14 protein-coding genes and 2 pseudogenes are annotated in these 14,355 nt (G+C 41.1%); all 16 read left to right on the forward strand.

What is annotated here, in order from left to right; translation table 11 throughout:
• Window positions 1–507 (forward strand): annotated as a pseudogene (locus AYJ08_RS03530) (hypothetical protein); the annotation flags it as partial.
• A gap of 648 nt (window positions 508–1,155) precedes the next feature.
• Window positions 1,156–1,710, forward strand: a complete 555-nt coding sequence (lepB, locus tag AYJ08_RS03535; RefSeq protein ID WP_064016612.1) for a signal peptidase I — start codon at window positions 1,156–1,158, stop codon at window positions 1,708–1,710.
• Between the two features lie 214 nt (window positions 1,711–1,924).
• Window positions 1,925–2,749, forward strand: a complete 825-nt coding sequence (locus AYJ08_RS03540; protein WP_064016613.1) for a sensor histidine kinase — start codon at window positions 1,925–1,927, stop codon at window positions 2,747–2,749.
• A complete protein-coding gene (locus AYJ08_RS03545; RefSeq protein WP_064016614.1) occupies window positions 2,728–3,378 on the forward strand; it encodes a response regulator in 651 nt (216 codons plus the stop codon). Before AYJ08_RS03540 ends, AYJ08_RS03545 begins: the two co-directional genes overlap by 22 nt.
• A gap of 309 nt (window positions 3,379–3,687) precedes the next feature.
• Complete coding sequence (locus AYJ08_RS03550; protein WP_064016615.1) at window positions 3,688–3,933, forward strand: hypothetical protein; 246 nt, start codon at window positions 3,688–3,690, stop codon at window positions 3,931–3,933.
• A 109-nt stretch (window positions 3,934–4,042) separates the two neighbouring features.
• Window positions 4,043–4,219 carry a cold-inducible protein YdjO-related protein gene (locus AYJ08_RS22745; protein WP_003333588.1) on the forward strand — a complete coding sequence of 59 codons (177 nt, stop codon included), beginning with the start codon at window positions 4,043–4,045 and terminating at the stop codon, window positions 4,217–4,219.
• A gap of 80 nt (window positions 4,220–4,299) precedes the next feature.
• Complete coding sequence (locus AYJ08_RS03555; protein WP_064016616.1) at window positions 4,300–4,689, forward strand: cupin domain-containing protein; 390 nt, start codon at window positions 4,300–4,302, stop codon at window positions 4,687–4,689.
• 39 nt (window positions 4,690–4,728) lie between these two features.
• On the forward strand, window positions 4,729–5,826 hold the full coding sequence (locus AYJ08_RS03560) for an NAD(P)H-dependent flavin oxidoreductase (protein WP_064016617.1): 1,098 nt from the start codon (window positions 4,729–4,731) through the stop codon (window positions 5,824–5,826).
• Window positions 5,827–5,845: 19 nt separating this feature from the next.
• The gene (locus AYJ08_RS03565) at window positions 5,846–6,745 is read left to right on the forward strand and encodes a LysR family transcriptional regulator (RefSeq protein ID WP_064016618.1); all 900 of its coding nucleotides are present in this window, start codon (window positions 5,846–5,848) and stop codon (window positions 6,743–6,745) included.
• A 424-nt stretch (window positions 6,746–7,169) separates the two neighbouring features.
• Complete coding sequence (locus AYJ08_RS03570; RefSeq protein ID WP_064016619.1) at window positions 7,170–8,270, forward strand: citrate synthase/methylcitrate synthase; 1,101 nt, start codon at window positions 7,170–7,172, stop codon at window positions 8,268–8,270.
• A gap of 429 nt (window positions 8,271–8,699) precedes the next feature.
• Complete coding sequence (locus AYJ08_RS03575; RefSeq protein ID WP_064016620.1) at window positions 8,700–10,280, forward strand: sensor histidine kinase; 1,581 nt, start codon at window positions 8,700–8,702, stop codon at window positions 10,278–10,280.
• Window positions 10,249–10,875: a response regulator gene (locus AYJ08_RS03580; protein ID WP_231928983.1), complete on the forward strand. Its 627-nt coding sequence runs from the start codon at window positions 10,249–10,251 to the stop codon at window positions 10,873–10,875. Before AYJ08_RS03575 ends, AYJ08_RS03580 begins: the two co-directional genes overlap by 32 nt.
• A 45-nt stretch (window positions 10,876–10,920) precedes the next feature.
• Window positions 10,921–12,105 (forward strand): HD-GYP domain-containing protein, encoded by a 1,185-nt coding sequence (locus AYJ08_RS03585; protein ID WP_064016621.1) that lies wholly within the window; start codon window positions 10,921–10,923, stop codon window positions 12,103–12,105.
• Window positions 12,106–12,395: 290 nt separating this feature from the next.
• Window positions 12,396–12,869, forward strand: coding sequence for a hypothetical protein (locus AYJ08_RS03590; RefSeq protein WP_064016622.1), 474 nt, complete (start codon window positions 12,396–12,398; stop codon window positions 12,867–12,869).
• Between the two features lie 44 nt (window positions 12,870–12,913).
• Window positions 12,914–13,693, forward strand: a complete 780-nt coding sequence (locus AYJ08_RS03595) for an apolipoprotein A1/A4/E family protein (protein ID WP_231928984.1) — start codon at window positions 12,914–12,916, stop codon at window positions 13,691–13,693.
• Between the two features lie 68 nt (window positions 13,694–13,761).
• Window positions 13,762–14,355, forward strand: a pseudogene (locus AYJ08_RS03600) (hypothetical protein); the annotation flags it as partial.

Consider the following 14,355-nt stretch of genomic DNA (forward strand, 5'->3'; position numbering starts at 1 on the left):
GGAGCAACAGGAGCAACAGGAGCCACGGGAGCGACAGGTCCAACAGGCCCAACAGGTCCAACAGGTCCAACAGGTCCAACAGGTCCGACAGGAGCCACGGGATCAGGTTTGAATAGTTTTATTAGTGTATTTAGAAGTTTCGCTGGAACTGGAACCGATACGGTAGCTGGCCTTTCTCCAATCACTTTTACAAACGTAAGTAGCAATGTTGGTGGAGTGTTTATCTTTTCTCCTCCATCTGATACAATTATTATTTTACAATCAGGTATTTACCTGTTTGATCTTGGCATTCATAATCAGTCAGCTACTTCATTTGACTTGAAAATAGGTGGGGTTGATCAAACGCCAACACCTTTCTCTGGAGATGGAGGAGGTCCAACTGTTGCAAGTATAATTATAGATGTTACTACTGCTCCGACTACTGTACAACTCGTGAATGCAAATAATACGCCAGCACAGCTTCATAACAATACAAACGCCACACTTACTATTATAAAACTAACTTAAACATAATACTAAGGTTCAGAATTATATACATCCCCGTAAGATAAATTGAAATGAAAGACGACCGTTTTTTTGAGTTGTAAAGCTGAACAATCATACTAGGATTCCTTATTGATGCGTGGAAATCTTCTTTATACTAGATGTAAACGACCAGGGGTGGAACTTATCCGTCAGTTATGCAACCAGACAAGAGACGCAAAACCTCTTCATGTTAACTTTAGCAATACCAAATTTTCAATGGTGAGCCACCAAGCAAAATTGCAAGGTGGCTTATTTTAAGGTCTAATTCCTTCATCTTATCAGGATACATAAATATCGTTAGAACGACTTTATAAGACAATGCAGTTATATTTTCTTGTCGAAATAGAAGATAGGACATTTCTTTGAGGATAGTTAGAACATATAAGGCTAGAATTTTAAAAAAAATTCATGTTACATCTGGTTTATCGAAACTATCATCCACTACCAGAAGTCCACGAACAGCCAATTCTAGCTGAATTTCGTGAATGAGTTCCGCTCACAAATTCCATCCCCCGAACCATATACTTCAAAAGAGGGCAAAAGCACTATCTTTTTATACATTTTGAAACCTTTTTTTAGGAAGTACGTCCTTTATAATAAGACTAACCAAAAGGAGGCTGTTAATTCTTTATGAATCAGACAGAACCTCGCTCCGGATGGGGTAGAGCAATTAAGGAGTGGCTTACTTCCATCATAACTGTTTTTATTGTCACATTTGCTTTGTACACGTGGCTGGGAGCACCCTATGTTGTGTATGGAGAATCCATGCAAAGCACTTTGCAAAATAATGAGAAGGTCGTTGTAAATAAGGCGGTATACCGCTTGCATGAACCACAACGAGGAGAGATTGTTGTATTCCATGCAAACCAAAAGGAAGACTACATCAAACGTGTAATCGGAATAGCGGGCGATCGGGTAGAAATGCGTAACGATCAGCTATTTATTAATGGAAAACCTGTAGAAGAACCTTATTTAGAGGAGCAAAAAAAGAAAGCTCATGCAGAAGGGAAAAAGGTAACGGAGGATTTTCCGCCAGTAACGGTTGAGGCCGGTTATATTTTTGTCATGGGAGACAATCGACAAAATAGTAAGGATAGCAGAATGATTGGTCCTGTACCGATTACACAGGTTGTTGGCAGAGCCGATTTCGTGTATTGGCCACTTTCGAATGTGAGATCACCATAAGCTTTACTTCATAAGAGACTCAGTGAAAAGTTCTATTGCAATTACTGCATAGGACTTTTTTTCTTTTGGCGATAAAAATGGCGTGTATTTGTGGATAGTATTTGCTTTATTCAAAAAATCGACCCTACATGCTATTAAAGCGCTTCCTCTATAATAGAATAGGACATGAATATTGGTTATGATTGTAAATTACTGGTCAGTCAGGAGGATACGCTTGAATTATCGATGGCTAAAATTAACGAGCATTATGTTGCCTACCATTATGATAGGCGGCTTTGAATATGCGCGACACGAGTTTTTGCTGCCTTATTTTACGATGGATGAAGGAAATGTCATCATTACCATTATGACTTTGGTTCTTTCATTTATATTTGCCACCTGGGTTTTTGGAAAAATCAAAAGAATGAGTGAGAAACTAGCAAAGGAAAAAGCCAAGCATGCAGTGTATGAGGAACGAGAACGTTTAGCCCAGGAGCTACATGATAATATTGCACAAGCGATTTTCTTTTTAAACGTAAAACTAAATCAAGAAAAGATTGAAGAAGCAAAGGCAACGATCTCTGAAATTGATAACCAGCTAAGACAAGCCATTTTTAATCTCCGTTCTCATCCAGAAGAGGGGGTATTATTAACGGATCGCTTGAGAAAGTGGCTACACGAATGGAGCCTGATCACAGGGATCGAGGTAAAACAGGAACTTGATGGAATGGATCAATATTTTAAACCAGCGGAACAAGTCCATTTATTTAGCATTATACAGGAATCGTTCACTAATATTCGCAAACATGCAGATGCGAGCCATGCAGAGATTCAATGGCAGTTTCAGGGGACAGGCTGGTATCTACTGATTAAAGACAATGGAATGGGCTTCGATGCAGAAACATTAAAACGTGAGAGATATGGTCAGACCATGATGCGAGAGAGAAGCTGGAAATTAGGAGCCAGCTTTGAGATGCGGCCAGGAACGCATGGCGGGACAGAAATCTTGATAGAGTCATTTAAAGGAGAGAGCGGAAGGTGCAGAAATACAGGGTATTAGTGGTAGATGACCATTTATTGGCTCGAACAGCGATAAAAAGTATGCTAGCAGAGGATTCTTCCTTTGAAATTGTAGGGGAGGCTGAACAAGGAGAAGAGGGCGTACGTCTCTGTAGCGAGCTACAGCCAGATGTTGTATTAATGGATATTAGCATGCCGGTATGCGATGGCTTGGAGGCAACAAGACGAATTAAACAGGCTTATCCCCATATAAAAATCGTTATTTTGAGTGTATCTGATGATGTAGCTGATCTGTTTACGGCTGTGCAATTTGGGGCACAGGGCTATTTACTAAAAAATATGAATCCACATGATTGGTTGGCATATTTGCGCGCGTTGCTAGAAGATAATAGTGATATTTCACGCGAATTGGCAAGCAAGCTCTTCTTCAAATTTCGGTCAGGTCCAGTCATTGATGAACCTAGTCCGAGCGTGCTAACTCCAAGAGAAACTGAAATTTTAAAATATGTATCAAAGGGAGAGACGAATAAACAAATTGCTCAGCGTCTCGCGATCACAGAACATACAGTCAAAAATCATATGAAAAACCTACTGGAAAAGCTTTATTTAGAAAATCGGGTACAGCTAGCCTCCTATGCACTGCGTCATGGACTATCCTCTGAGGATTAGCAGTTCAATAGAGTAGAGTACAACCTACAAGCATCGAGGTTTCCTCCTGTCAGGTGAGAAGGCAGAACAATAGGAGGTTGCTGATAAAGGAATTGAACTCGAAGACAGGAGTTAGGAAGTTTTTATCGAATTACTAAAAGAAGGACGAAAAGAGTACTAGTTCTCGGTGGACAATGCCGGCGACAATATAGAGCAATGTTTCCAGATACATGTGTAATTTTTATAAAAAACCAGCGAAAGAAAGGCTGGTTTTTTCTGCATGTAATTGGTTGAATTGTCCCTGGCCGTACATAGAAAGGAGAAGATTGCTTGAGCTCCATTCAAATCGGCAAAATAGTCATTTTGTTAGCCATTCTGGTGCATCTTCTTGGAATTGGAGAACTATTTGGGAAAGATGTGATGCATACTAGTCAATTACTTACACTTTGTTTACTTATTTTAGCTTTTATTAGTTTAGGCAAAAAAAAGGGAAAAAGAAAACGTAAAAAGTCGTCAGCGGTAAGGACTCTCCTGCATCGAGCCAAAGAGCGGCCCACTGATGCGGACCTGTCTTAAGCGGTCGGGTCATCAGTGGATTTAACACAAAAAAAAGGTGGAAAAGTTCTACATGTAACTTTTGCAGCATAAAGTAGTAAAGAATCTTGTGAAAAGATAGGGGGACACAATGGCATATCGTTCAAAACGTACGGTGAAGGAACACGTCTATGAGGATACCCTTGTATGGCAGTGTACAGCTTGTAACTGTTGGTCGCGAAAGGAATTTGTGATCGTTGAGGACCCACGTTGCCCATTGTGCAACAGCAAGATGGAAGAGGAAATGAAAAATATCAGGATTGAATAAGCATGGAAGCTGGTTGCCACCTTAGCAACTGGCTTTTTGTTTGATAATCAGCACTCATTACGTACAAAGGGGAGAGTAGGATGAAGAGATTTTCGTTTGCTCTAACGTATGGGAAAAATATCACTCATTACGATAGCCTGCACCTGATCATGTCGCGAATTGGGAAGCTGCCTGCAGATACCTATATGAATTGTGCTTATTTATCTCCTCAGGGGAAAATTGGTTATCATCAGGCTACATTGCCTCAATTACTATTGGTACTTAGTGGCGATGGATGGGTACGTACAGATACAAGCGACTATGTTTATGTACAAAGCGGAGATGCTGTCTATTGGGAATCGGGGGAATGGCATGAAACGATTACAGAGTCTGGTATGGTGTCAATTATTTTAGAAGCAAACGACTTGTTTAGGAGAATATCGATGTTAGAGTATACAGAAGAAGGAAATAGCCACACGCAACGAGAATGATCTGAAAAGACAGAATAATATATACAGGAGGAGAAGATTATGCAGTTCCAAACTAGGTTTTGCGATATCTTTGGAGTTGAAAACCCAATTATTCTTGCGGCAATGGCCGGCAATATAAATTCAGCGGAACTGGTGGCGGCAGTATCAGAGTCAGGAGGCTTGGGAACTATTGCTGGAGCATATGTTGCGCCTCAAGCTCTACGAGAGAGAATCCGCGAAGTGAGGTCCTTAACCAACCGTCCCTTTGCTGTAAACCTACTCTTATTTGAACAGCCAGAACAGCAAGAGGTAACACCTGCCTTTAGACAATGGCTCAACCAACAGAGGGAACGATTCAATCTTCCCCCATGGAAAGGCGACTGGCCAGCCCTGCATGACGAGATTACCGATTGCTTTACCGTCATTTTAGAGGAGAAGCCGGCTGTATTTAGTTGTGCGATGGGATTGCCAGGTAAATATGGAGAAAGTGCAAAGGCAGCAGGGATGAAAGTCATAGGCATGGCGACCACACAAGCAGAGGCCGAACGATTAGTAGGTCAGCATGTAGATGCAATCGTGGCACAAGGCGGTGAAGCTGGTGGTCACCGGAGTACGTTTGATGCAGGGAAAGATGGGCCGGGAGAATGCATTGGTACGTTACCATTAGTGGCTCAGCTTTCTGCTGCTGTTCGGGATGTGCCTATCATTGCGGCAGGGGGAATTATGAATGGCCAAAGCATAGTGGCAGCTTTAGCGCTCGGTGCCGAAGCTGTGCAATTGGGTACTCGATTTCTAGGATGCGCAGAGAGTACAGCTAACAAGGCCTATAAGGAACGATTATTTCATGCAAAAGAGACAGATACCGCTGTTACCAGAGCTTTTTCGGGCAGACCAGCGCGTGGAATTGTAAATCAATTTATGAGGGATTTTGCCAAAAGTCAGGTAGAATCACTGGCGTATCCAGTTCAGAATGAGTTAACGAAGGAAATTCGCCAAGCGGCGGGAAAAGCCTTGGATGCTGACTATCTATCGTTATGGGCTGGTCAAGGGGTAGGTATGCTTCAAAGGGAAGAAGCGGCAGCAGATATCATGCATGCTTTATTGCAAGAGGCACAACAAAGCTTTAACCGATTACAAGACCGGATGCATGTAAAATAAAAGCTTTGAGGTGAGTCGTATGGATATAAAGCTTCTGCAAACGTTCGAAGTAGCGGCATCCTGTGAGAACTTTCATCAGACGGCAGAGACGCTATATATCGCTCAACCTACCGTGACGCAGCATATACGTCAGTTAGAGAAAGAGTTGGATGTCGCTTTATTTGAACGAGTAGGCAAACGGGTGAGGTTAACAGCAGCCGGAAAGCGCTTCTTGTCGCATGCAAAATTGATTTTATCTCAATGGCACGCCGGTGTTGAAGAGATGGTGACGTGGAAGCAGGGATACAAGGAAATCTTGCGTATCGCAGTCTCTCCGATCATTGCTCGCACCTCGCTCCCTTCGCTTATTCATCGTTATACCAAAGAACATCCCGAGGTAGATATAACCATTAAAGTAGCGGACTCCATCGATATTGGTCTCTTGGTCCAAAGTGGACAGGCTCATTTGGGATTATCTCGAATGATTCCTAGCGAAGGCCAACTTTCTTCTTATTTGATGCAGACAGATCCGATCGTATTTGCTGTACCTCATTACGGTGGAGACATGGATGCTCCCTTACCTGATTGGGAGCAGGAGTTAATTACCAAAAGGTTGTTAACACATAATCACCCCGTTTATTGGGACCCTCTCTTAACATCGCTTAGACAACGTGGATTTGCTATTCGCACGATGGGGGTGACGCATGTGGATGTGACCAAACGCTTTATCGAAGAAGGGCTGGGGATTTCTTTCTTACCACGTTCCGCCATTTTACGTGAATTGTTTGAGAATCGCTTTATGGAATTGCCAACCCCAGGCTTGGAGCTACCTAAAGTAGCCTCGTATGTTATTTTACCAAACAATAATTTGATCACATCTGGGCAACGATTCGTTGATATTCTAGCGACATTATATGCTCCTTTACCAAAAGTGACCTAAGCTTTAGGAAAGCTGGGTTAACGATTAAAAATATCAAGAACCAATAGAAGCCCCCACATAGCACCTAGAAAAAGCGTTACACCAATAAAGATGTAGGCAATGTAGCGAAGAGGAGCTTGTTTTTCTTTTGGTGGCATACTGGAATCTTCCTTTCTAATTATTAGGAAAGTGAATTGTAGGTAATAGAAGTAATTCTGATTAGTTTGCCATACAGGTACAAGCTTCATGCAGGCATCATGTTTGGAAAAAAATCCAAAAAGCTCCCTAATTACTAATGCGTCAATTAGATATAAAATGAAGCGCATATAACCGTTTGAATGAGCGGTCATTAATTACGTTTTATAATCAATCAACCATTTACTATCTATTTCTACTTTTCAGAATATATTGGTATACTGTAATGAAAAGAAAGGAGTGGAAGTGAATGGAAAAAATGTTGGCGATTGGGCTTGAAGGAATAGTTGTTGCAGAAACTGATTTAAGTCTAGTCGACGGGCAAAACGGATTATTGGTTTATCGGGGGCATTGGGCTCGAGATCTAGCCATTTCTCATACATTTGAAGAAGTCGCTTACTTGCTATGGTTTGGCGCATTGCCTACAGAAGAACAATTATCCGGTTTCCAGACTGCATTAGCTCAGCAAAGAGCTTTACCTAAAGAGGTAAAAGAAGTCATAGATGCTATTCCCCATGATCGAGACATGATGACGGTTTTACGGACAGCGGTCTCTGCTTTGGGGGGTGCTGAGCAAAGCTGGCCTCCAACTTTAGAGCAATCTATTGCTATTACAGCTAAAATGCCGACTATCATTGCTTATCGGGAAGCTCGAAAAACTGGCAGGGAACCGCTAGAGCCTCGGATGGAGCTAAGTCACACGGCGAACTATCTGTATATGGTAAAGGGTGTAGAAGCTGGTAACGCGCATGTCAGAGCATTGGATGCGTATTTAGTATTGACTCAGGAGCATGGGATGAACGCTTCTACTTTTGCTGGACGGGTAGTAACTTCCACTCAATCGGATATTTATTCTGCACTGACAGCAGCCATAGGCGCTTTGAAAGGTCCCTTACATGGAGCAGCTCCATCTGAAGTTACAGAGATGATTAATGCGATTGGCAGTAAAGATAAGGCAGAGGGCTGGATTCGGGCACGGTTAGAGAGCGGTCAACGCTTAATGGGCTTTGGACACCGTGTATATAAAACCATTGATCCACGTGCTACAGCACTGCGTGTGGTAGCGGCAGAATTGGCCGAAAATGACCCATGGTTTGATTTAGCTACCCATGTGGAACAAGTAGGAACAAAATTATTGGCAGAGTATAAGCCAAAACGCAAACTGCATACCAATGTAGAGTTTTTTGCTGCTGCGGTTATGAGAGCGGTTGGTTTGGACGAAGAGTTGTTTACACCTACCTTTGCTGTTAGTCGCACAGTAGGATGGTGTGCACACATTTTAGATCAAGCAGGCCGTAATCGAATTATCCGTCCGGAATCAGAATATACAGGGAATATGCCGAAATCGTAATCGTTTGGCCTACAAACTGGAGATATGGAAAGTTCCTGAGAGATTTCTAAATGTAAGTGATACGAATAAGGAATTGATCTAACGAGAAAAAAGCTTTTCCAGCATAGGGTATTATACCTATTGAGGAGAAAAGCTTTTTTCTTTTTTATTTCCTTCTGATTGGATAAGGCAAATTATAAATAGATGAAATGTAGCAAATATTTAAAAGATACCAGAAGTGCAATTTGGATTTATTTTCTAGTCTATTAAGTAAACAAGCGCTAAGGCATAATTTAGTGCTTTTCCATGTGGTATTCATTATGATAGGGATTTTACGAACAATATCTACTTGGCTATGGGGGATCTGTAAGTCTTCTGTCACAAAAATATCTATTTTTATCTAGCCATAATTGTTATAATTTACCTAAAAATTAAAATAATGGAGTTTTTATGGGCGTTAATCTTCTGTTTAAAAATGTGGAGTGGATCGTCGTATTGTTTCGTTGGGTTCTACTCCTTATGTTATATGCTACCACAGATACGACAGATATTTACTTATCTATCCCGGTGTATGTATTGCTTGTGCTACAAACGTTACTAAGTATAGTAACACTGTACCGCATCATACTTGTCAGGCAAGTGTTATTAATAGCTGAGTTTTTCTTTCTTTTATATTGGGAAGTCTTTCAACAAATGTGGGGAATTTCTGATTTGTGGTTTACTTATACGTCTTTAGTACTATTGAGCTTGCGCTTATCTTTACGCTATATGCTAGGTATCCTTTTGCTAGGCTTTGGAAGCGCCATTCTCTTTGTGCTCTGTGGGGGACTACCTAGCACGGATATTTCTCATTTACGTGCAGAGGGACTTTTAGGTACACATTTCGTTACTACTACGATTTTGTGTGGATTCATTCACATTGTTCGTAAAAAATGTAAAGCTTACTTTAAGCATTGGTTGGCGTTTATGTCCTATATTAAGCTGCTGCGTAAAAATAAAGAGTCCACTGACTTATGCCATGTAGGCGAACGTTTTTTGAAGCGGCTCTTTCCTAAGAAAAGAGTGTTTGTTTTCTGGTTTAATCAAGCAAGAGGACAGAGGGACTGGCAAAGAGAGTTTTATCAGCTTGCCTTATTGGAAAGCAATTGGCAGGAATTAAAACAGCATAAAACAATTGCGGTGCGTAACTTTACGGGCCATCCAGAGGATGTGCTGTATTTTCCATTAGGTCAAAAAAGAAACAAACAAGGGGCTATTCTAATTATTGGACAGAATGCAGAATCTTTGTCCATGGTTAATCTGCTTTTTTTACATAGCTTTGCAATCGTGACATCTAGCCATTTACACCATATTAAGGAAACCGAAGAATTGGTATTCCGTACGGACGCAGAGACTCGCAGGCAAATGGCGGAGGATATGCACGATAGCTTAGCACAACAATTATTTTTTCTATCTGCCCAGCTATATTATGTAAAACAAATGCTTTCTCCTGTGATGAATCAGGAAATGTCGGCCACCATTGATCGCATGGAAGAACAGATGAAGGAATGTCATCTAAAAGTGCGCGGATATATCCAGCATTTACGATTTAATCGGGAAGCGGAGCCTCTCTTAGATGCAATTCGTGACATGAGCGAACGTATATTAAAAGGTACAGGGGTCAAGCTCAATTATGTGACCAAAGGAATTGTGCTGGAGGAAAGCTTAGCGGTAGAAGAAGCGATTTATCGTGTAGTAGAAGAAGCATTGTACAACATGCTAAAACATTCTAAAGCAGATCAAGTGGAAATATATTTAGAAGCCACCTCTGTACAATGGACGCTACAGATAAAGGACAATGGAATTGGATTTTCTACGGATAGCGTAAAAGCTTCAAACGGATCATTTGGAATCTCTAATATGCGAGAACGTATGAAACGCGTAGGTGGTACGATTACAATTCGGTCCGTGGAGCTGCAAGGTACGGAAATCAAGGCGTTTATCCCTAGAGGAGGAATTAGTGTTGGAGAAAATAAAGGTGCTTCTTGCTGACGATCATAGGATTGTTCGCGAAGGAGTCAAAATGATTCTACAGATGGCAGGTAAATTCGAACTAATAGGGGAAGCGGCTGATGGGGATGAATTGTACGGTAAAGCATTGAAGTTAAAACCGGACTTGATTATTTCAGACCTTAAAATGCCGGGGCAAAACGTGATCAGAAGTGGGAAGCTTTTGAAAGAACAGCTTCCAACCATTAAGATTTTAATTTTGACCGCCTTCGATGATAGTGAGGATATCTTTCAAGCTCTTGATGGCGGAATTGATGGTTATATTATGAAAGATACGATGCCTGAACAGATTTTGCATACCATCGACATGATTTTGATGGGGTATTCCTGCTTTCAGCCTAAATTAGAACGGAAAACGTCTACACAAACAACTCAGCTTCAATTAACAGAACGGGAAAGAGAGATATTTGAGCTTATTGTTGATAATTTAAGTAATCATGAGATCGCTGAGAAATTATACATATCCGAGGCGACTGTAAAAACTCATGTAAGCAGTATCCTACGTAAAATGGGACAACCAAATCGGTCTCAGGCGGTGTTGTACGCATTAAAGCAGGGACTAGTCAAAATGAAATAAAAAGTTGGTTCGATAAAGGTAGGAATAGGAGAGGAGTTTCACAAAATGAAGTTTGAACAAGAGAAGCTGGCTAAACAGATGATGCGATATGCGGTTTATCTAGCTTCGTTGTTTTTAACCTTCACCCTATTGGCACATAGTTTTGAGCAGAAGGATATCTGGATTCCATCTTTTCTTAGCTGGCTATTTTATCTCTGTGTATGCTGGGGTGTTTATCTTTTGTATTGCATATATGAACAGTCTTATGCGTATTCAGACTGGATGGTTTCGTTTTGTATTTTATTTTTATTTTTGTTTGTATTGCTGGCTCCGCCTCTTTCCACTATCAAAATGGGGTGCTTAGTTCTGGCCTACCCTTTATTACTCAGCATGACAAGACAAAGAAAGGTCATGCATACGGGAAGTATTCTCTATAGTGTAGTCGTAATGATTTCCCTTTCTTGGCAAGCCTATATGGGTCGAATAGAAAATGCGGTTCCTACCATTTTATCCGTAATCGTATTTGCGATTGTTGGGTATGTACTTTCCATATTGTGGATGCGTTTATTTGCCTTGCAGGAGAATAGAATGAGAGAGGAGCAGGAGCGACAGCATTTAGCCACTTTATATCGGATGCTATACGCTTTTGTGCCGACAGTAGAGCGGAAATCCCAAACCTCCAGCAGACAAATTGAGCAGATGCGTTACCTGTTGAAAAAAACGATTTCTCTGCTGAAGAAGCCTGTTGATGTACAGGACTGGGAGTTACAGTGCCTGTCGCTCATGCACTTTGTCAGTAAAATAAAATGGCCTGACTATTTATTTGAGAAGAAAGAGAAGCTGACTGCGTATGAGTATGAGATGGTACAGAAGCATTGCATGATGGCCAAGGAGCTGCTTGACGGTCTACCGCAGTATCAACAAATCATCGAAACGATGCGTTATCATCACGAGAGGTATGATGGCAGCGGTTATCCCAAGAAATGGAAGGGTGACGAAATTCCTTTACTCTCTCAGGTTGTTGGGGCTGTTGAAACGTATTTGGCTATGATAGAACCAAGGCCTTACCGAAATGCCTTTAGTCCGCAAGAAGCGCTTAAAGAGCTACAATTATTAAAAGATCAATCGTTTCGGGCCGATATCATTGATGCATTACGACTAGCAGTAGAAGGTCAAGAGCTAGATGGAGCAGCTCATGGGTATTATTCCTCTATTTTTTCAAGCCATACGAATGTAGAAACCGATATGTAAACGACCTCGGGACTTTGTAGCCCGGTTTTTTTTGTTTTGCAAACAAGTGAAAAAATGCACATAGTAGGAGCTTTTCCTCATCCGTAAGGTTTAGACAAAGATCATCCTGATTATCAGCTTAAAGTACCTCTCACAGTGGAAGAAAAGGTGCTGGGCTTTTCTTACAATAAGAGCAAGAAAAGTAAAGCGAGGAAGGCTGACGCATTGAACGAGTGGATTTCCGTTTAGCCTTAATGCCGATCCTGCTGATCCGTTTTTGTTTCTATATTTTGAATGGAGGAAGTACCGTCATGTTAAAAGGAAAAGGAATAAAGATTATATCCATCCTCTTTGTATTGGCCTCCTCCGTAGCTGTGAGTTTAAGCTTTGCCGGGATTGATGTAAAAAATCAGTTAAGCATCTGGTACAACCAGAAGATGATGGCATCGGGTGACACTATTGAAGCAACTACTGACTCTTATAAAAAGAATAGTGACAACAAAGTAAAGAAAGAAGCTAGTGTCACAACTGATAAAACCCTTTTCTTGCTAGATCAAGAAATGATTCAGATATCCAAAACAGGAGAAAAAGCAATTGATGAGTACGTAGATCGTCAGAAAACACGGCTGAATCATAAGCAAAACATATTAGAGCAGCAGGAATTGCCTAAGGACTTCAGACAATTTGTACAAAAATCCAATGAAAACATCAATGAAGAACTAAATAAAGAAACAATTGAATTCCTTCATAAATTTACTTCAGAACAACAGGTGTTTGACAAATAGAAGGGCATTGTTTCCGTACATTCCCTTTAAAAAAAAGACAGGAGATGAAGAGGTTGAAAAAAGTAAAAAGTAAAATCGTGATTAGTGTGTTGGCAGTTGGTCTGATTGGTAGCTTAGGTACTGCATTTGCGGCGGTTGATGTAGGCGGGCAGCTAAAAAATTGGTATGATAAACAATTTGCTGCTTCATCGGCGTCTATTACAGCTGAAGCGGTTAAGTATGGAACGGAAAAAAAGGCAGCTACTGAAGCTGAACTTAATAAAATAAAGAATCAGGTTGCTGACCGTGTGAAGCAAGCAGGTAGTGAAGAAGCAAATCGTGCTGTTGCAGCAGTAACGGCAGCTAAAAACGATTATTTGAATGCTTTGAGAGGCAAAACGAATGAAATCAAGGGCAATATGCAGAACCAATACAACCAGAAAGTAGAAGGATTAAAGCAGGAAATAACTAAAGCAGCCAATCAAACAAAAGTCAATTCGATAGTCGATCTTACGAATAAAGTGAACCAAGCTGGAGAACTAGGAAGACAAGAAGTAAGAACGAATGTTACCAGTGCACAAGACAAAGCAAAAAAAGAGCTAACTAGTGCGATTAACGATGCTAAAAACACAATTAATGGTTTGATTCGTGAGAAAGAAGCTAGCTCTAAAGAGGAAACAAAACGCTTTATCGACGAAAAAGTCGCTGAAATCCAAAAAGTAGTTGACGAATCAGCTAAATTATTGGAGAAACAAGCGAAGGATTCGATCAAAGATACAGGTGCTAAGGCTGAAAAGGATGCAAAAAATAGCTTAGATCAGCTAGTAGCAGATCAATTTAAATAAAAACTATTATCATACATTGTCAGAGCTTTTGATTAAGCTCTGACAATGCCCATTAAGGGGGAAAAGATGTGTTAAGTAGATCAAAAAAAGAGAAGCAACGGCGTAATAAAGGACGAAAACGAATTTTCCTTGGATTTGTTTCTTTAAGCATGTGTTTTGGTCTAACGATGAGTGTTGCCTATGCTGATGTGGATGTTACGCAATTTTTACAAGGGTGGTATGCACAAAGTGCCGAGGTAGCCAAGCAATCGGTAACGGACGCCCTAAAAACGGAGACACAAGTACAAAAGGAGCGCTTGAAGGCAGAAATCCAAAGAAAACTTCTAGAATCAGCTGAAGATTTAAAGCAATTCACTGTGGAAGAGAGAGCGAAACGTCTTACATCTTTAGTAGATTATGCAGGTGACCTCATCGATAACTTAGATATCTCAAACGAAAAGGATAGACGGCAAGTAGAAAGAAAAATGGATGCTATTTTAAGTAGTGCGCAGCAGGCAATGAGGGACTTGGCTGACAGCTATGAGGCCCCTTCCTTGGAGTTTGTTCCAACAAAACCGACTCCATCCCAACCGCCTGTACAGGGAGGAGCTCCGGTTCCAACGCCAGAAGTGCCGCCAGCACCAAATCCGAGCAAGCCGCAACAGCCGGAGCCAGCACCAAAT

Origin of the sequence: Brevibacillus sp. SKDU10, assembly GCF_001645205.1 — a bacterium.
Lineage (GTDB): Bacteria > Bacillota > Bacilli > Brevibacillales > Brevibacillaceae > Brevibacillus_B > Brevibacillus_B halotolerans.